The 19,454-nt window shown below is 50.2% G+C and carries 12 protein-coding genes; 6 read left to right on the top strand and 6 right to left on the bottom strand.

Annotated elements, in window-relative coordinates; genetic code table 11:
• Window positions 1-454: 454 nt before the first annotated feature.
• Together IEX02_RS18925 and IEX02_RS18920 are read left to right on the top strand one after the other, a co-directional pair.
• The gene (locus IEX02_RS18925; RefSeq protein ID WP_188698939.1) at window positions 455-3,280 is read left to right on the top strand and encodes a TonB-dependent receptor; all 2,826 of its coding nucleotides are present in this window, start codon (window positions 455-457) and stop codon (window positions 3,278-3,280) included.
• Window positions 3,281-3,349: 69 nt separating this feature from the next.
• The gene (locus tag IEX02_RS18920; protein ID WP_188698937.1) at window positions 3,350-4,300 is read left to right on the top strand and encodes a DUF6528 family protein; all 951 of its coding nucleotides are present in this window, start codon (window positions 3,350-3,352) and stop codon (window positions 4,298-4,300) included.
• A gap of 79 nt (window positions 4,301-4,379) precedes the next feature.
• Here the strand turns inward: IEX02_RS18920 and IEX02_RS18915 are convergent, their stop codons facing one another.
• Together IEX02_RS18915 and IEX02_RS18910 are read right to left on the bottom strand one after the other, a co-directional pair.
• Entirely contained in the window at window positions 4,380-5,306 is a 927-nt protein-coding gene (locus IEX02_RS18915; protein WP_188698934.1) for an electron transfer flavoprotein subunit alpha/FixB family protein, read from the bottom strand.
• Window positions 5,306-6,055, bottom strand: coding sequence for an electron transfer flavoprotein subunit beta/FixA family protein (locus IEX02_RS18910; protein WP_188698932.1), 750 nt, complete (start codon window positions 6,053-6,055; stop codon window positions 5,306-5,308). The genes IEX02_RS18915 and IEX02_RS18910 overlap by 1 nt, the downstream gene beginning before the upstream one ends.
• Window positions 6,056-6,311: 256 nt before the next feature.
• On the opposite strand from IEX02_RS18910, the gene IEX02_RS18905 reads away from it, so the two are divergent.
• From IEX02_RS18905 to IEX02_RS18895, 3 genes are all read left to right on the top strand, one after another.
• Window positions 6,312-7,952 (top strand): electron transfer flavoprotein-ubiquinone oxidoreductase, encoded by a 1,641-nt coding sequence (locus IEX02_RS18905; protein ID WP_229702293.1) that lies wholly within the window; start codon window positions 6,312-6,314, stop codon window positions 7,950-7,952.
• Window positions 7,953-8,135: 183 nt separating this feature from the next.
• The gene (locus tag IEX02_RS18900) at window positions 8,136-10,793 is read left to right on the top strand and encodes a serine/threonine-protein kinase (protein ID WP_188698930.1); all 2,658 of its coding nucleotides are present in this window, start codon (window positions 8,136-8,138) and stop codon (window positions 10,791-10,793) included.
• A gap of 166 nt (window positions 10,794-10,959) precedes the next feature.
• A complete protein-coding gene (locus IEX02_RS18895) occupies window positions 10,960-13,794 on the top strand; it encodes a M16 family metallopeptidase (protein WP_188698928.1) in 2,835 nt (944 codons plus the stop codon).
• Window positions 13,795-13,835: 41 nt separating this feature from the next.
• Here IEX02_RS18895 and IEX02_RS18890 read toward each other — a convergent pair whose 3' ends face one another.
• Together IEX02_RS18890 and tmpT are read right to left on the bottom strand one after the other, a co-directional pair.
• Complete coding sequence (locus IEX02_RS18890) at window positions 13,836-14,381, bottom strand: GNAT family N-acetyltransferase (protein WP_188698927.1); 546 nt, start codon at window positions 14,379-14,381, stop codon at window positions 13,836-13,838.
• Between the two features lie 11 nt (window positions 14,382-14,392).
• On the bottom strand, window positions 14,393-15,037 hold the full coding sequence (gene tmpT / locus IEX02_RS18885; RefSeq protein WP_188698924.1) for a thiopurine S-methyltransferase: 645 nt from the start codon (window positions 15,035-15,037) through the stop codon (window positions 14,393-14,395).
• 123 nt (window positions 15,038-15,160) lie between these two features.
• On the opposite strand from tmpT, the gene IEX02_RS18880 reads away from it, so the two are divergent.
• Window positions 15,161-15,694, top strand: a complete 534-nt coding sequence (locus tag IEX02_RS18880) for a hypothetical protein (RefSeq protein ID WP_188698922.1) — start codon at window positions 15,161-15,163, stop codon at window positions 15,692-15,694.
• 57 nt (window positions 15,695-15,751) lie between these two features.
• Here the strand turns inward: IEX02_RS18880 and greA are convergent, their stop codons facing one another.
• Both greA and carB read right to left on the bottom strand, forming a co-directional pair.
• Window positions 15,752-16,228 (bottom strand): transcription elongation factor GreA, encoded by a 477-nt coding sequence (greA, locus tag IEX02_RS18875; RefSeq protein ID WP_188698920.1) that lies wholly within the window; start codon window positions 16,226-16,228, stop codon window positions 15,752-15,754.
• Window positions 16,228-19,449, bottom strand: coding sequence for a carbamoyl-phosphate synthase large subunit (gene carB, locus IEX02_RS18870; protein ID WP_188698918.1), 3,222 nt, complete (start codon window positions 19,447-19,449; stop codon window positions 16,228-16,230). Before carB ends, greA begins: the two co-directional genes overlap by 1 nt.
• Window positions 19,450-19,454: the final 5 nt, after the last annotated feature.

The raw sequence follows: 19,454 nt of genomic DNA, 5'->3' as shown, positions 1-19,454 counted from the left end.
GTGTAGCAAAGTGATGATTTCTTATGTTTTTTAGTACAGATGCCGAGCCATTATGTTGTTGACAGAAAAGGAGTTCAAGAAATATTCAAATAATATATTCCAAAGTAAAAACAACAAATACACATTTATTCCTTACAAAGCTCATGCGCACATCCCTCCTTTTGCCAATGCGTTTTCAGATAAACACCAAGCCAGGCTGCGCTTCTCGATGCCGTGCGTAAATAAGCTAGGTTTCACCCAGAAACACTCTTAATAAAAATAAAATAAAACTGAAACACACCTAAAACAAAATAAAACACCACTTTCGTTAACTTACGAAGTGGATATGTCAGCATGGATCGCTTTATTGAGCACACCCTATGCCATAGCAGCCTTGTTGTAGCGAGGACCGGCGATTTAATACGCTTGTCGATTCGTCTGCAGGGAACTGTGCATATTACAAAGAGAATTATCTATGAAGGTCAGACATTTTAAACGTACCCCGCTAGCCATCGCACTTGCCTGTGTAAGCACAGTCAGTTATGTCCACGCTGAAGCATCCGCCGCCGATACAGAAGGTTATATTGAAGAAGTCAGGGTGCTAGGTATTCGCAGCAGCATTAATGAATCACTATCCATAAAGGAGCAAGCAGTAGGCGTCGTTGATGTAATTGTCGCAGACGATATTGGTAAGTTTCCGGACGAAAACCTCGCCGAAGCCTTGCAACGTGTACCGGGCGTAACCATAAGCCGTAATAATGGTGAAGGTCAGAAGATTTCCGTACGAGGCCTGTCAGGTCGCTATAATGTCACAACGTTAAATGGACGTAAGTTGGCTTCCGAAAGCACGGCAAGGGACTTCAATTTCGACACCATCGCATCTGAGCTTGTTGGCGCCTTAAGTGTTCACAAGTCACCTGAAGCCCGTCTAACCGATGGCGGTATAGGCTCAGTGGTCAATATTGAAACCCGCAAGCCACTGAATATGGAAGACACGACCATTGCCGGCTCCGTTAAAGGGATCTATGAATCTCGCAGCGAAGAAACCAATCCCCAGGCCTCACTCATCCTGGGAAGTAAAAATGCAGACGAAAGCCTCGGTGTGCTGTTTTCGGTTACCTACTCCAATAAAACCTTAAGGTCAGATACCTTTGAAGGTAGTCACTTCTACCAGGAAGACCAACCTTTTGGCTTATCCAATAACGATGAACGTTTTCCGAACAAATATGGCCTGGCGGCAGACCTGGATCAAAATGGACTGTATGACGAGAATGAGATTTTTGCCTCAGATATCCCCACATACATGTACCTGGCTAACGCTCAGGATGAAAGGGAACGCTTAGGTGGCACCCTGGCCTTTCAGTGGCGCCCTGTCGACGACCTGGAGCTTAGCGCTGACTTGCTCTATTCCAGATATAACACCGACGGAAAGAAATCTAAAATTGGCTTCAGCAGCTATGGTGCATCCTGGCGACCAGGGCCTCCTGAAATAACTCAGTTCCATCAAAATAGTGATGGCCGGGTAGACCTGATTGAGCAATCTGGGGACAACAGTATTCTGGAATATATTAACCAGACGACGCCAAGGAAAACGGATACCTACCAATTAGGATTGCAAGGGACATGGCATGTGAACGATGCCCTAACTCTTGTTGCTGATGCCGCTTACTCAGAGGCAAAGAACAAGAATAAAGGCGACAATGCCTTCATTGTTACACGTTCCTTTGGTAACACAATACTGTTTGACCATAGACAAGGAAACAAGCTGCCCGATGTTAGTGTGACACCAGGTAACACCACAGGGGACCGTTACGGTGCCCACTACAGCAGACTAAACGGTACAGATGTAACCAGCAAAGTCACAGACATCAAATTAGCCGCGGAATACTCACCTGTCGATGACTGGTTCACCCGTGTTGAAACCGGTATTAACTACGTTAAGCAAGATAAGCAACAAGATGCTTATTCGTCCAGTAACCCCAGTCAGTTCAGCTTCTGGAGCAGCGGCACCGACCAACTTGTGCTGGACAGAGATGGCTTTACCTATGACAAAGACCATGCCTTTTCTATCGGCAACTTGTACCAATTAAGCCTTCCTGCCGACATATTTAACTCAGCAGATTTTGATAACTTCATGGATGGCGAAAATAGCCTCACACCGAACCCGTGGCCAAGTGTAGACGCCGGCAAACTCATCGATTACTACCGCTCGGTTAATGCCGAAGCCGCCAACAATATACTTCCAAGCTTCAGACCTGGCTCCAGCTATGGCATTGAAGAAGAAATTATCAACTTGTATATTCAGGGTGACATAGAGCAAGAAATTGCCGGCCTGCCTTATACCCTAAACCTGGGCTTAAAGGTCAGCCGGACTGAGTTGACCTCAACGGGAAACAGTCAGGATCTGTTGGCAATTAATCTCGATGCCAACGGACAACCATTGAATGACGACTGGAAAGCCGTGACTCAGGTTGAGTTTAGCAACGACTACACTGATGTTCTCCCCAGTGTTAACTTTAAGCTCTACCTACAAGATGACCTCCTCCTGCGCGCATCTGCGGCCAAGGTACTTAGCCGCCCTAATCTTTATGACATGCGGGCCATGGCTTCTGAGCCTACATTTAACAGTCAGGACGTGAAAATCAGTCGCGGGAACCCCAACCTGAAGCCAGAAAAAGCCAATCAGGCCGACTTAGCGCTGGAGTGGTATTTTGGAGACAGCAGTGCCGCTACGGTGGGCGTTTTTGTCAAGGATGTAACTTCTTACATTTATCAGCAAAGCAATGTGCCCGTTACCATCGGCAAGGTTGATTATCTGTCCAACCAGCCACAAAACAATGACGATGGCGTTACGCTCTCTGGCATGGAATTCGGCTGGCAGCAATCCCTGGACGCCTGGTTACCCGAGAACCTCAGCGGATTTGGCTTTCAGCTAAACTACACCTACGTCGACGCTGACTATGACGCTGAAAACGCGCCCCCCCTAGACGGCATGTCGGAAAACTCATACAACGCCGTGTTCTACTATGAACAGCATGGTTTTCAGGCTCGTATCGCCTATAACTGGCGCGATGAATATAAATCGCAGGAAAGTGGCACTGATGGTGCCATTTGGATCAGCGACTACGGGCAACTTGATGCCAGCGCCAGCTATCAAATCAATGATACTGTGACCGCCTTTATCGAAGCCAGCAACTTAACCAATGAGCGTTACTGGGGCTATGCCGAAGTAGAGAATCAAGTTAACTATCTTGAAAGATTTGGTACACAAATCTCCCTCGGGCTCAGGGCCCAATTCTAATCAAAATCAATCGGCCCATTCAAACGAGTGGGCCGCTACTTTTACTAAACAACATATAAGTGTAAGTGCATGTCAATCAATAGAGTAAAACTAAATCTCATGCGGGCTGGTAAGGCTTTGCTATTTTTCATGTTTCCGATGATAGCTCAAGCTAACGCAACCCCTCCCCTACAGCTACTGGCATGTGGCTGGCAAAATCTGTCTATATTTGAATACAACGGCGAGGCATTAAAGGAAACCTGGGCTTTTATTCGGAACGAATACGAAGGCTTCCCCAAGAAACCTGAAATTGCTAAGCAATTCAATACGCTGGATGAGTGCAAGCCATTTGATGGCGGCGACCGAATCCTCGTCACGTCATCAGATGATGGTGTGGGGATCATTGACAGAAAAGACAAGAAATTTACCTACATAGGCAAAGTGCGCAATGCTCACTCGGCCGAACTGCTTCCTGGAAATAAAATCGCGGTCGCAGGCTCTTACGGTAGCGATAAGTTAGTTATTTTCAATGGTAAAACCGGAGACATAATAGACACCTCGCCTCTGCCAGCCGGACATGGCGTGCATTGGGATGCAGAACGTCAGCAGCTTATCGCCCTTGCCTATAAAGACATCCGTATCTTCACATTTACCGATATACAAAGTGATACGCCGGGACTTAGGTTGGTAAAAACCATTGCCTTGGGTGAAGGAGGTGGACATGATCTGGCGTTAATTCCCACAACAGACTCTTTTCATGTATCTACCGACAATACCGCGTGGCAGTACGAGGCTGGGAGTCATAAACTGCAGCCGCATCCGGTGTTAGAAGGACAATCTCATCTTAAAGCGATATCCACCCACAGAGATACACAACAACTCCTGTGGCTAAAAGCAGATAAGGGAGTTTGGTGGTCATACAGCATTCGAGTCTACTCTCCTCAAACAGCAAAGCATCAACAGTTTGAAGTGCTCAGACCATACTACAAGGTACGTTGGATTGATTCAGACGTGCGAAGCTCTACCGGACTATTTGAGTAAATCGTCCGGTTACACGCAAAATGAAAAACCCGGTCCTCTCGCAATGAGAAGAACCGGGTTTTATAGCACCCCGGTTGGGTTACAGACTCGCTTCCAGTTCGGGCAGGATCTGGAACAAATCCCCTACCAGACCGTAGTCGGCAATCTGGAAAATAGGCGCTTCTTCGTCTTTGTTAATAGCCACAATGACTTTAGAGTCCTTCATGCCCGCCAGATGCTGAATGGCACCGGAAATACCCACCGCAATATACAGTTCTGGGGCGACAATCTTGCCGGTTTGTCCCACCTGCATATCATTAGGTACAAAGCCCGCATCTACCGCCGCACGAGACGCGCCAATAGCCGCGCCGAGCTTATCGGCAATGCCTTCCAACAACTTAAAGTTGTCGCCATTTTGCATACCACGACCACCGGAAATCACCACGCGTGCCGCGGTCAGCTCTGGACGCTCAGACTTGGTCAGCTCCGCCCCCACAAAAGCACTTAAGTTATTGGCTTTGTTAAGGCTAATGGCTTCTAGCGCAGCGCTACCGCTTTGTTCAACGGCATCAAACGCACTGGTGCGTACTGTGATAACCTTGATCGCATCTTCACTTTGCACAGTAGCAATTGCGTTACCGGCATAAATGGGGCGCACAAAGGTATCGGCACTTTCTACGTTGATAATGTCGGAGATTTGCGCAACATCCAGTAGCGCTGCCACCCGGGGCATAAAGTTTTTACCCGTGGTAGTGGCCGCGGCCAGGATATGGCTGTAATCACGTCCAAGCTCGGTAACCAGTTCACCGATATTTTCAGCAAGCTGGTGCTGATAAGCCGCATCATCGGCCACCAACACTTTACTCACGCCAGCCAGTGTTGCCGCTTGCTGAGCCACATCCTGACACTGGTAACCGGCCACCAATAAGTGCAGCTCGCTGCCCATTTTTGTGGCCGCATCCACCAACTTAAGGTTTTCTGCCTTCAGGTGCGCATTATCATGTTCTACGTATACCAGAATCGCCATTAGATCACCTTCGCTTCGTTTTTCAGTTTTGCCACCAGCTCGGCCACATCAGCCACCTTCACGCCGCCTTGACGCTGTGCAGGCGCTTCCACTTTGAGCAGCTTAACCTTGGATGTCAGTTCCACGCCAAAATCCGCCGCGGCTTTGACATCCAGCGGCTTACGCTTGGCCTTCATAATATTCGGCAATGAGGCATAACGGGGCTCGTTTAAACGTAAATCTGTGGTCACTACGGCCGGCAAAGCCAACGCTACAGTTTGCAAGCCACCATCCACTTCGCGAGTAACATTGACCTTGTCACCGTTAATTTCCACTTTAGAGGCAAAGGTACCTTGCGGCAGACCACATAAGGCAGCCAACATCTGGCCGGTTTGGTTATTGTCTGAATCTATGCTCTGTTTACCCAGAATCACCAATTGCGGCTGCTCGGCTTCCACCACTTTTTGCAGCAGCTTGGCCACTTGCAGTGATTCCAAGGATTGCTCGGTTTCAATATGCAGACCACGGTCGGCGCCTAACGCCAACGCGGTACGAATTTGTTCCTGGCAGGCTTTATCACCGATAGACACCGCCACTATCTCAGTGGCAACACCCTGTTCTTTCAAGCGCACCGCTTCTTCTACGGCAATTTCACAGAATGGGTTAATGGCCATTTTAGTATTGGCAAGGTCCACACCGGATTGATCCGACTTCACCCGCACCTTGACGTTATAGTCAATGGCGCGTTTAACTGGCACTAATATCTTCATCTTGACACCTTCATTTGAGGATACAGGGCAATTCCTGTGTTGCCCCTCGGGGTGGGAGCATTCCGTTTATGGCAAAAATGTACTTCCTGTTGACGTAAACGTCAACCAACACTACCCTTTGCCGCGGGCAGATAAATTTACAACAAATTAATCCTGGGCTGATACTTTATTAACCTAGAACAGCTATAGCCAACGCCTTTAGCTATTGCTTCAGAGCAAGCATAGACCAGTAACAAGTAACTTTGAGGAGTCTGTAGTGGAAAGAGAATCGATGGAATTTGACGTCGTTATTGTCGGAGCCGGACCTGCGGGTCTTTCCACCGCCTGTCGTCTTGCTCAGCTTAGCCGTGAACATAATCAGGAACTGATGATCTGCGTAGTGGAAAAAGGCTCAGAGGTCGGTGCCCATATACTCTCAGGTGCCGTGTTCGAGCCGCGCGCCCTCAACGAGCTTTTTCCTGACTGGCAGGAGAAAGGGGCGCCGCTGACCACCCAAGTTAAAGAAGATCATATCTATTTACTTAAAAACGAAGCAGGTGGCAGCAAACTTCCCGGCTTTATGACCCCCAAGACCATGCACAATGAGGGCAACTATATTGTCAGCATGGGCAATGTCTGTCGCTGGTTGGCTCAGCAGGCAGAGGAACTGGGTGTAGAGATTTTCCCCGGTTTTGCCGCCGCCAGTTTGATTATCGAAGACGATGTAGTCAAAGGAGTGATAACCGGCGATATGGGTCTGGATGCCAAAGGTGAAGCGAAGGACGGCTTTATGCCGGGTATGGAATTACGCGCTAAGTACACTGTGTTTGCTGAGGGCTGCCGCGGCCATTTGGGCAAAGAACTGATTGCCAAATTCGCATTAGACAAAGACAAATCCCCACAACATTATGCCATTGGCTTTAAAGAAATCTGGGATGTGCCTGCTGATAATCATCAGGAAGGTCTGGTAGTGCACAGTGGCGGCTGGCCATTAAATGAAGCTAGTGGTGGAGGTTATTTGTACCATGCCGAGAACGGTCAGGTTCTGGTGGGCTTGATTGTGGATTTAAACTACAGCAACCCTCATCTCAGCCCCTTTGATGAATTCCAGCGCCTTAAACACCACCCGGTATATAAACAATATCTGCAAGGTGGCAAACGTGTGGCCTATGGCGCACGCGCCATTACCAAGGGCGGTTTAAACTCACTGCCCAAAATGACCTTCCCTGGCGGGTTGCTGGTAGGCTGCGAAGCTGGCACCCTGAACTTTGCTAAGATCAAGGGCAACCATACGGCCATGAAGTCCGGTATGCTCGCTGCCGAAACCTTATTTGACGCGATAAAATCAGGTAGTGAAGGCCAAGATCTACAGGCCTATGCAGAGAAACTCAGTACCTCCTGGCTATATGATGAACTCTACCGTTCGCGTAATTTCGGCCCAGCTATGCACAAGTTCGGCACATTCTGGGGCGGCGCTTTTAACACCCTGGAGCAAAATTGGTTTGGCGGAAAGCTGCCTGTTACTCTACGTGACAACACATTGGATCACGAACAGTTGAAAGACAAGGGTCAGTGTCAGAAGCTGACCTACCCTAAACCTGATGGTGTATTGAGTTTTGATAAGCTGTCTTCGGTGTTTTTGTCCAACACTAACCATGAAGAAGACCAGCCTTGTCATTTGCAGCTAAAAGACAACACAATCCCCATTAGCGTTAATCTGGCCCGCTTCGATGAGCCCGCTCAACGTTACTGCCCTGCCGGGGTTTATGAAATAGTCGAAGAAGCTGAAGGGCCCAAGCTGCAGATAAATGCGCAAAACTGCGTGCATTGTAAAACCTGTGATATCAAGGATCCCACCCAGAATATCCGCTGGGTGGTGCCGGAAGGCACGGGCGGCCCCAATTACCCTAATATGTAAGCTCAAAGGCCCCCTACGGGGCCTTTTTTATGCTGTGACCTTTCTATTCCCATACAACTCTCTGTAAGTACGAACCACTCATCACCATAAAATAATCACTGATATACCAAGTAGATAGGCTACTATTACCCCCTTACTGTACATTTTTAAACCACATCTAGAAGAACAACATCAGGGTGGCAAATGAAGGACAACGACTGGCAACGCATAGAAACGCTATTTCATCTGGCACAAGAACTCCCAGAACATCAGCGATTGACTTTTTTGCAGCAGCAGTGCGGCGATGATCAGGCATTAATTGACGCCGTCTGCTCTCTTCTAGTCCATGATGGCCATGCTGACACCCTGATAACGCCGGTGCTGCAAGCTGCGCAGGCATTCCTAAACCCCGAACAAGATCTCAGTGGCCAGATGCTTGGTCCGTACTTGTTGGTAAAGCCACTGGCCGAAGGCGGTATGGGCGCTGTTTATCTGGCCGAGCGCGCCGATCAGCAATACCAGCAGCAAGTGGCCATTAAGCTGATTCGCACCGGACAACAAGCCAGCCAGGCTATGCAACAACGGTTCAAAACCGAACGCCAGATCCTGGCCCAATTGCAACATCCCAATATCGCCAGGTTGCTGGATGGGGGCACCACAGAACACGGACTTCCCTATCTGGTGATGGAGTATGTTCAAGGCTTGGATATCAAGCAGCATTGTCAACAACGCGCCACAAGCTTGTCTGACAAGCTGAAACTCTTTATTAAAGTGTGTCAGGCCGTGCAATACGCCCACCAAAAGCTCATTGTGCATCGCGACTTTAAGCCATCCAATATCCTGGTTCAGGCCGATGGCGAGCCTAAATTACTGGACTTCGGCATAGCCAAACTGCTGGACAACACATTGAATGCTCAGTGGGGCATAGATACCCGCACCCAGGAACGCGCCATGACGCCACTGTACGCCAGCCCAGAGCAGATTCAAGGGCATACCGTTACCGTGGCAACCGATGTGTACGCCCTGGGCGCGTTGTTTTATGAACTCCTGACCGACAGGCCTTTATTTGAAGCCCAAAGCACCCCTTATGCCTTAGAAAAGTCTATCCTCGAAACCACTCCTCTCCCGCCGAGTCAGGCAGTATTGGAGGTATCGGAAAATAATACAGAGCCTGATAAATTGCTTAGCCGTCAACTGGCAGGTGACCTGGATAACATCCTGCTAAAGGCCTTGAACAAAGAACCGGAACTGCGCTACGCCTCGGTCTGGGAGCTGGGTAAAGATCTCGACAATGTGCTGAATCACAAACCAGTCAAAGCCCGCGCCAGTTCGCTACTGTATCGAACAGGTAAATTCCTGCGCCGTAATATGCTGGCCAGTGCACTGAGCATGACTTTGCTGGTCATGGTTAGCGTTGCTTCAGCGGCAATCTGGTTACAGTCAGTACAAGTTAAAGCTGAGCGCGACATCGCTCAGCAACAACGCGATAAGGCCGAAACGGAGCGAGGCAAGTCAGAAGCCGTCAGCCGTTTTCTAACCTCCATGTTCAGTAAGCTGCGTCCCACCGAGGCGCAAGGTCGGGAAATCAGTCTGCGCGAAGTACTGGATAGTGCCAGTGCCAAATTGGATGATGAAAGCAGCGCACTGGCCAAGCAACCTTTGATCGAAGCGGCGGTCAGGCGTGAAGTTGGCGATATTTATTATCGGATTGGCGTGCTACTCCCCGCGATAGCTCACTTGGAAAAGGCCCTGGCTATTCACAGGGCTCACAATAACAGCGACCACACAGGCTTGCTGTACGTTCTGTTGTCACTGAGCAATAGCTACAGCCGTGCTGACCGACATACAGAACGTTTACCTTTGCTGGAGGAAGCGGTAGAACTGAGCAAAATTGTACGCGGGCCCGACAGTGAATTCACCTTGGGGCAAATGACCAATCTGGGCGGATTCTACAATGACACCGGACGCTCACAAGATGCCGTAGAAATTCACCTTCAGGTGTTACAAACGGCCCGTCGTGCACTGGGCGAAGATAATATTGTGACTTTACTGGCGATTACCAGTTTAGGCGCCGACCACTTGACGCTGTGGAACTACGCACAGGCCGCCGACTATTTCCAACAGGGTCTGGCACGATGCCGGGAGGTACTAGGTGAACAGCACAGTCTAACCGTCTATAACCTTGGCCGACTTGGCCACCTGCAGGAAATGCAGGGCAACTACGATAAGGCAATCGACTACGCCAATCAGTATCTGCAAAGCACCCTGAATATATACGGAGAAGCCCACCAGGACAGCTATGAAGCTAAATATCGTCTGGCCAGAGTACAACTCCAAAAGGGCGAATTCATAGCCGCGGAAGCGCTGTTACAAGAGGTAATAACGGGTTTGCCACCTTTGGTCAGTGAGGTAAACGGCGTGCTTTATCAGGCTCAGGGCTCACTGGCTGACTTGTACCTTCAGACCAATAGAATTGAGCAAGCCAAGCAGCTAGCAACCAGTGTGCTAGCAGCAGAGACAGAAATGTGGGGGTACGCGCATGCCAAAACCCTGGAGACCGCGTTGCTGGTGGCTAATATCCAACAAAAATTGGGAGAAACACAAGACGCCATGGCCGGTTTACAAAAAACGCTCGCAGCCTGGCGTTCAATTCGTGAAGACCATCCCGCTCAATATGAACCGCTGGTAGCGCTGGCTAAACTCAGTTTACAAGCCGAACTTAACGCCCAATCCCAACATTATCTGCAACAAGCGGCCCATATAGCCGAGCAAACGCTAGAGATAAACCGCCCTAGCCTAACTTGGGTGCACGAGCAACTGGATAAACTGCAGGCACAAGCCACAATGCAATCTGCCATATAAACAGGCTCTACGGGCTTTTTGATTAATTTACAAACAGTTGTAACGCTTTCTAACAAGTTTGTCATTGCAAATGGAACAGAGTATTTTCATAGTTTGGGGCTTGCACTAAAAGCGCCCTACGCAGAAATGCGCCATGGACGATAAAAACAATCGGGAAAAATAAAAAGTGAAACTCAATAAACTTGTCATCGCGCTGACCATCGCCGGTCTAAGCGCTTGCAGCAGCACCCAACCGGTGCAAACTCCTAGCACAACCTTGCTCGAAACAGTGAGCGCGCAAGGCGACCAGTTGGTAATTCCCTACAAAAAATACCAGCTAGCCAACGGCTTGACCCTTGTTGTGCATGAAGATCATTCCGACCCGCTGGTGCATGTAGATGTCACCTATCACGTTGGGTCCGCGCGTGAAGAACTGGGTAAATCGGGCTTCGCCCATTTCTTTGAACATATGATGTTCCAGGGCTCTGAAAACGTCGCCGATGATGAGCATTTTAAGATTGTTACCGAGGCTGGTGGCACCATGAACGGTACCACCAACTCGGATCGCACTAATTACTTTGAAACCGTACCGGTTAACCAATTGGAAACCATGCTGTGGCTGGAAGCGGATCGCATGGGTTTCTTACTGGATGCCGTAACCCAAGAAAAATTTGAAATTCAGCGTGAAACCGTTAAAAACGAACGGGGCCAACGCATCGACAATCAACCCTACGGGCGTTTAGGCGAGCGTGTAGCTCAGGCGCTTTATCCCGAGGGGCACCCCTACTCCTGGCCAGTGATTGGCTGGATGGATGATTTAAACCGGGTTAACGTCAACGACCTGAAAGCCTTCTTCCTGCGCTGGTACGGGCCGAATAATGCCACCTTGACCGTAGGCGGTGACGTTAAGGCCGAAGAGGTCTTGGCACTGGTGGAGAAGTACTTTGGCTCTATCCCGGCCGGCCCTGAGGTTGAGCCCATGGCCAAGCCTAAAGTGAGCCTGGACAACACCCGCTATATTTCCATGGAAGACAATGTACATTTGCCCTTAGTGTATATCGCCTACCCCACAGTACATTTGTTCCATGAGGATGAAGCGCCACTGGATGTGCTGATGCAAATTATTGGTTCCGGCAACAACTCGTTGCTTTATCAGAACCTGGTAAAAAGCCAATTAGCCGTGCAGGCTGCGGCCAGCCATGGCTGTTCTGAACTGGCTTGTCAGTTTACCCTCTATGCTCTGCCCCATCCTGCGGCGGGAAAAAACCTGGCAGATATGGAAGCGGTCATCCGTAACAGCCTGGCCGAATTTGAGCAGCGCGGTGTTACCGACGATGACCTGGCAAAAATCAAAGCAGAAATGCTGTCTGATGCGATCTTCGGCCTGCAATCTGTACACGGCAAAGTAGCACAATTGGCCAATTACGAGACCTTGCTTGGCAATCCCAATTATATTAACGAGCAGGTGGAGCGTTATAAACGCGTCAGCAAAGAAGACGTAATGCGGGTGTATAACAGCTACATTAAAGGTAAACCTTCTGTGGTCATGAGTGTGGTGCCCAAAGGCCAGACACAACTGGTAGCGGCACCGGACAATTTCACCCTGCCGAAGCCGTTAGAAATGGGGCCTTCGACTACCACTGCCGATGACTTGCATGTCAGGGTAGCCAAGGACGATTTTGACCGTTCGATTCGTCCTACTCCAGGTGCAAATCCAGCAGTAGCAGTACCCGAATACTGGCAAGAAAACTGGGCTAACGGTATCGAAGTCCTTGGTACGCACAATGACGAAACGCCCACCACATCTCTGCTGCTGAAGATTCGTGGCGGTAATTACCAACAAAGTCTGGATAAAGCCGGTGTGGCAGGCATTTTGGCCGCCATGCTGACCGAATCTACCCAATCACGCAGTAGTGAGCAGATGACCCGTGAGTTGGAAAAACTGGGTAGCAGTATTCGTGTATCAGCCAAAGACGAAGCGCTGTATGTGTTCGTTAACAGCCTGAGTGAAAACCTGCCGGCCACCCTTGCGCTGGCGGAAGAATACCTGTTTGAACCCGCTTTCAAGCAGGATGACTTTGCCCGTATTCAGAAGCAACGCATCGAAGGGGTGAAAAACGCCCAAAAAGATGCCGGCTATCTGGCCAGCAAGGCCACCAGACAACTGATGTATGGCAACAGCATTGCCGGACTGCCTGATGGAGGCACAGAGCAAACATTAGCCAGCATCAGCCTGGATGACGTAAAAGCCTTCTACAACACTTGGTTTAAACCCGCCGGCGGCGAGATGATATTGGTGTCCAGCCTGGACAAGGCTGAGGTATTCTCGGCCATGCCTAAGCTGAAAGCCTGGCAAGGACAAGCACCACAGAGCGCTCCCAGTATTGGTCAGGCCCAGTTCGAACCGGGTGTTATTTACCTGGTGAATAAAGACGAAGCGGCACAATCCGCTATCCGGGTCACTAAGCCTGCGCTCCCTATAGATATCACCGGCGAGTTCTATCGCACCGGTTTGATGAACTTCCCACTGGGCGGGGCGTTTAACAGCCGTATCAATATGAACCTTCGGGAAGACAAAGGCTATACCTATGGGGCCTGGACAGGTTTCTGGGGAGACCAATACACGGGTACTTTCTCGGCCTCTGCCGATGTGCGAGCCGATGCCACGCAAGCGGCTCTGGCAGAGTTCTACAAAGAGATAAGCCAGTATGCCGAGAAGGGAATCAGTGACGAGGAGCTAAGTTTTATGCGTCTGGCCATCAACCAAAAAGATGCCCTGAAGTATGAAACGCCGCGGGCCAAACTGGGTTTCCTGGCCCAGATCCTGGAATTTGATCTTAAACCCAGTTTTGTCAAAGAGCGCTCGGCCATCGTTGATGGCATCAGCCAAGCCGAAATCAATGCCCTGGCAGCCAAGCACCTTAAGCTCGACGAGATGCTGACAGTGGTGGTGGGTGACGCCAAAGCACTTAAACCTGAGCTGGAAAAACTCGGCCGTAAAGTGGTTGAGTTCAAGCTTTAACCCCTATGCATGAACAGAAAACGGCCCAATTGGGCCGTTTTTTATTGCTGATAAGGGCTTAATTTGGCCATCAGAACATGGTCCCGCCAGTGACCATTAATCTTTAAATAGCGTTTAGCCAGGCCTTCCTGGGCAAAACCCAAACGCGCCAACAAACGGGCACTGCGTTGATTGTCCGGCAAATAATTAGCCATAATTCTATTTAGCGTTAACTCCCCGAAAATATACTCAATACAAGGTGAGAGCATTTCATACATTAGCCCCTGCCCTTGATAACGATGATCTATCGAGTAGCCCAAATAGCAGGCTTGGAAAGGCCCTCGCACAATCTGGCTAAAGCAAGCCTGCGCGACTAATTGCCCGCTCTGATGCTCAAATGCTACCAGCGGCAGCTGGCAACCAGCCTGATAATCAGCAAAACGCTGGGCAATCCGCGCTTGGCATTGTGCGGGAGTAAAGTAGTCTGGCGCACGTAATGGCTCCCAAGGCGCGAGGTGATCTTTGTTCTGCACCTCGTATTCGTGCTGCTGCTCCCATTCATGGGGATGCAATACTCTGATAGTCAACCTGTTGGTTGCAAGCACCATATCCCCCGCTTTCATTGTGATTTAGCCGATAACAGCCAGGCTTGCTCATCCGCCGGGCATTTGCCCTTCAGGCCACCTTTAATGGCCTTTGACTCCAAGAGTTCAAGGCTAAACATATCCTGATAATGGCCTCTCACTTCCTCTGGTGGTACAGAAAATGGGGGGCCACTGAGCTGGCTCTGGTCATACTCAAAGCTAATGAGCAGCTGCGGGGCACATCCGCTGATGGTAGCCAGATGACGGCTATACAAAGCTCGTTTATCTGTAGGCAATGCCACCAAAGCGGCCCTATCGTAGACCGCATCCACTGCCCCCAACGTTTCTGCATCCAAAGTAAAAATATCGCCGACAAAAATATCCAGCTGCTGGGCACTATAGCGACGAAGTTCTCCCTGTCGACTGATAACAGGTTCCACATCAAGCTCAGTAAACAGTTGCTCTACCGCCTGCTGCACCCACTCAGCCCCAACCACCCTGAAGCCTTGTTGAAGCAACCAGGCAATATCCAAACTCTTGCCACACAGTGGCAGGAATACCCTGTCTCCGGGCTTTAGCCCTAAACGTTTAATATGTCTGACCAACTTAGGATGGGGCTCGGGTAAATGAAACCCCAATTCGTTGTTTTGCCATTTTTGCTGCCAGAAGCTTGCTTGCACGGTTTATCTCCCCAATTGTCAGGCTGCCATAATACTGACTTTATGGGAGCGCGTCTTGCCAGCAAACTTTGAACTATACTGAAGATCCTCAGTTTCCCTGATGACAGTTCATGAGGAATCCCCATGAATATCCGCCCCTTAACGCTCGCCACGCTAATGATAATGGTGAGCACAGCAAGTCCGGCATCAGATAACCAACAAGCCATGCTGGAAGATGCGCTGAATGCAGCCCCACCCACACTGAGGGATAAGGTGACGGTAATGGACTGGGACAAAAATGTCTTGCAGCAAGGCAACAGTGGCTATATCTGCTTTCCCACCCCGCCTCAACTACAAGGCACCGCGCCAATGTGCATGGATGATAACTGGATGGCCTGGGCCCATGCCTGGATGAATAAGCAGCCCTTTGAAGCGAAAGGAATAGGTATTTCCTATATGTTGGCAGGAGACGGTGGCGCCAGTAATACCGACCCTTTTGCTGAAGGTGAAACCATGGACAACCAATGGATAGTGGAAGGCCCGCACCTGATGATCATCACGCCAGACAAAGCCTTACTGGACGCATTACCTACCGATCCCTATTACGGCGGCCCGTATGTAATGTGGAAAGGTACCCCCTATGCGCACATTATGGTGCCAGTAGGTAAACGGCCCTGACAAGCAGGCAATAAAAAAGGGCCGACCGGCCCTTTTTTCTTTCTGCTTTTCCCTGCGTTACAGGTACTCAACCTCAATGATTTCATATTCCACAACACCGGCAGGCGTCTGAATTTGCACAATGTCATCCAGGCTCTTACCAATCAGACCGCGGGCAATAGGAGAATTCACGGAGATCAGATTGTTTTTGATATCCGCTTCATCATCGCCCACGATGCGATAAGTAATTTCGCTATCCGTATCCAGATTCAGCAAAGTCACGGTGGCACCGAAAATCACCTTGCCGTTGTTAGCCATCTTAGTGACATCAATAATCTGTGCCACAGACAATTTGGCTTCAATATCCTGAATACGCCCTTCGCAGAACCCTTGTTGCTCACGAGCAGCATGGTACTCAGCGTTCTCTTTAAGATCGCCGTGTTCACGGGCTTCGGCTATGGCCTGGATAATCTGAGGACGTTTTACCGACTTCAGATGGTTCAGCTCTTCGCGCAGCATCTGTGCGCCCTTGGCTGTCATGGGTATCTGTTGCATTAACGACTTACTCTCTCGTGTAATTCCTGTACGGAGCTTACCCGGGCCCGATCATCGGCTTCCTGGGCATGCATGGTAGCAAACGCTGCATTCATAGTGGTGGTATACGCCACTTTATTCAAGAGTGCTTCGCGACGAATGTACACAGAATCGTTAATCGCCTGACGTCCTTCGGTGGTATTGATGATGTAAACGTACTCACCATTTTTAATGGCGTCGACAATATTCGGACGCCCTTCAGACAGCTTGTTCACCACAGCACACTCAAGACCAGCCTCGGTAATCACCTGAGCCGTTCCCTTGGTGGCTTCCAGCTTAAAGCCTTTAGCCAGCATGGCCTGAGCCAATTCCACCAGACGACGCTTGTCGTTTTCACGCACCGACAACAAGGCCTTACCGCGCTTAGGCAAGGGAGCACTGGCGCCCAGATTCGCCTTGGCATACGCCTCTTCAAAGCTGTCACCTACTCCCATTACCTCACCGGTAGAGCGCATTTCGGGGCCGAGTAGCGGATCTACACCGTGGAACTTAGCAAAAGGAATCACCACTTCTTTTACCGAGTAGTAAGGCGGAATGATTTCCTTGGTAACACCTTGTTGCACTAAGGTTTGTCCTACCATGGCGCGTGCCGCGACCTTAGCCAGGGCGACACCGGTGGCTTTGGATACAAAAGGCACGGTGCGGGCTGCACGAGGGTTAACCTCAATCAGGTACACCTCATTATCTTTTACCGCAAACTGAGTATTCATCAGGCCCACAACACCCAATTCAAGCGCCATGGCCTTGACCTGCGCGCGCATCTTGTCCTGAATGGCTTCATCCAGGCTGTAAGATGGTAGCGAACAGGCAGAGTCACCCGAGTGAACACCGGCTTGCTCGATGTGTTCCATGATGCCGCCGATAACCACATTCTCACCGTCGCAAATAGCGTCGATATCCACTTCGATGGCGTCATCCAGGAAGCGATCCAGCAGCACCGGGGAGTCGTTAGACACTTTCACGGCTTCATTCAGATAGCGTTTCAGATCTTTAATGTCGTAAACGATTTCCATGGCACGACCACCCAACACATAGGAAGGACGAACCACTAATGGGAAGCCGATACGCTCTGCCTGCTCCAGCGCCTGTTCAACATTGCTTACTGTGGCATTGGCTGGCTGTTTCAGATTCAGCTTATGCACCATTTGCAGGAAACGCTCTCGGTCTTCTGCACGGTCAATGGCATCCGGGCTGGTACCGATAATAGGCACACCGTTGGCTTCCAGGGCACGGGCCAGTTTCAGCGGGGTTTGGCCACCGTACTGCACGATCACGCCTTTGGGCTGTTCTACCCTGACGATTTCCAGTACATCTTCCAGTGTGACCGGTTCGAAGTACAGACGATCTGAGGTGTCGTAGTCGGTAGAAACGGTTTCCGGGTTACAGTTCACCATAATGGTTTCGTAACCGTCTTCACGCATGGCCAGTGCCGCATGCACGCAGCAGTAGTCGAACTCGATACCCTGACCGATACGGTTTGGGCCACCGCCCAATACCATGATCTTGTCACGGTTAGATGGGTTAGCTTCACATTCTTCATCGTAGCTGGAGTACATGTAAGCGGTGCTGGTAGCAAATTCTGCCGCACAGGTATCAACCCGCTTATACACAGGCACAATACCCATATTACGACGGTTACCACGCACGTCTTCTTCGGCTACATTAGTCAGGGTTGCCAAACGCGCATCAGAGAAGCCCTTGCGCTTAAGCTTACGCATCAGCTCTTCGTCTATGCCCGACAGGCCGCGTTCGGTCACTTCAATTTCAAGCTGCACCAGCTCTTCAATTTGTACCAGGAACCAAGGGTCTATATTGGTCAGACCGAAGATCTCATCCACCGTCATACCAATGCGCATAGCATCGGCAATGTAGAACAGACGCTCAGCGCCGGCTTCACGCAGCTCACGGATAATTTTGGTTTTGGCTTCCGGGTCATTGATATCAACCACAGAGTCAAAACCGTGGGAGCCGATTTCCAGACCGCGAATGGCTTTTTGCAAAGACTCCTGCTGGTTACGGCCAATGGCCATCACCTCACCTACCGACTTCATCTGTGTGGTCAGACGGTCGTTGGCGCCAGGGAATTTTTCAAAGTTAAAGCGTGGGATTTTAGTAACCACATAGTCAATAGCCGGTTCAAACGAGGCCGGGGTCAGACCGCCGGTAATATCGTTAGCCAGCTCATCCAGCGTATAGCCCACTGCCAGCTTAGCGGCCACTTTGGCGATGGGGAAACCCGTCGCTTTAGACGCCAGAGCAGATGAACGAGATACCCTGGGGTTCATCTCGATAATCACCATACGACCGGTTTTGGGGTCAACACCAAACTGCACGTTGGAGCCGCCGGTTTCTACGCCGATTTCACGCAGTACCGCCATGGCCGCATTGCGCATAATCTGGAATTCTTTGTCGGTCAGCGTCTGCGCTGGTGCCACCGTGATGGAATCACCGGTGTGAATGCCCATAGGATCAAAGTTTTCAATGGTACAAACGATAATGCAGTTGTCTTTTTTGTCCCGCACCACTTCCATTTCGTACTCTTTCCAACCAATCAGAGATTCGTCGATAAGCAGTTCGTTAGTTGGGGAGAGATCCAGACCACGACGACAAATTTCTTCAAATTCGTCGATGTTGTAAGCAATACCACCACCGGTACCGCCCATAGTGAAAGACGGACGAATAATACAAGGGAAGCCAATGCGCGACAGCACATCGTGAGCTTGTTCCATGGTGTGGGCGATTTCGGCGCGTGGGCATTCCAGACCAATACTCTTCATGGCCTGGTCGAAACGCTCACGGTCTTCCGCCTTGTCGATGGCATCGGCCGTGGCGCCGATCATTTCCACCCCAAACTCGGCCAGTACGCCGTGCTTATCCAGCTCCAGCGCACAGTTCAGTGCGGTCTGGCCACCCATGGTAGGCAGAATCGCGTCCGGACGCTCTTTTTCAATAATCTTTTTAACCACTTCCCAGTGAATCGGCTCGATATAAGTGGCATCAGCCATTTCCGGGTCGGTCATGATAGTCGCCGGGTTGGAGTTCACCAGAATTACCCGGTAGCCTTCCTCGCGCAGGGCTTTACAAGCCTGGGCACCGGAATAGTCAAACTCACAGGCCTGACCGATAACAATAGGGCCAGCGCCGAGAATCAGAATACTTTGTAGATCATTACGTTTTGGCATGCTTC

It is taken from the genome of Bowmanella pacifica (genome assembly GCF_014645355.1).
GTDB classification, from domain to species: domain Bacteria; phylum Pseudomonadota; class Gammaproteobacteria; order Enterobacterales; family Alteromonadaceae; genus Bowmanella; species Bowmanella pacifica.
The sequence above is the reverse complement of the archived record's forward strand: the minus strand, read 5'-3'. Positions and strand labels throughout refer to the sequence as shown.

Coding starts and splice junctions, on each gene's coding strand:
- IEX02_RS18925 (WP_188698939.1), top strand. CDS start 455: ATGAAGGTCAGACATTTTAAACGTACCCCGCTAGCCATCGCACTTGCC.
- IEX02_RS18920 (WP_188698937.1), top strand. CDS start 3,350: ATGTCAATCAATAGAGTAAAACTAAATCTCATGCGGGCTGGTAAGGCT.
- IEX02_RS18915 (WP_188698934.1), bottom strand. CDS start 5,306: ATGGCGATTCTGGTATACGTAGAACATGATAATGCGCACCTGAAGGCA.
- IEX02_RS18910 (WP_188698932.1), bottom strand. CDS start 6,055: ATGAAGATATTAGTGCCAGTTAAACGCGCCATTGACTATAACGTCAAG.
- IEX02_RS18900 (WP_188698930.1), top strand. CDS start 8,136: ATGAAGGACAACGACTGGCAACGCATAGAAACGCTATTTCATCTGGCA.
- IEX02_RS18890 (WP_188698927.1), bottom strand. CDS start 14,381: ATGGTGCTTGCAACCAACAGGTTGACTATCAGAGTATTGCATCCCCAT.
- IEX02_RS18880 (WP_188698922.1), top strand. CDS start 15,161: ATGAATATCCGCCCCTTAACGCTCGCCACGCTAATGATAATGGTGAGC.
- greA (WP_188698920.1), bottom strand. CDS start 16,228: ATGCAACAGATACCCATGACAGCCAAGGGCGCACAGATGCTGCGCGAA.
- carB (WP_188698918.1), bottom strand. CDS start 19,449: ATGCCAAAACGTAATGATCTACAAAGTATTCTGATTCTCGGCGCTGGC.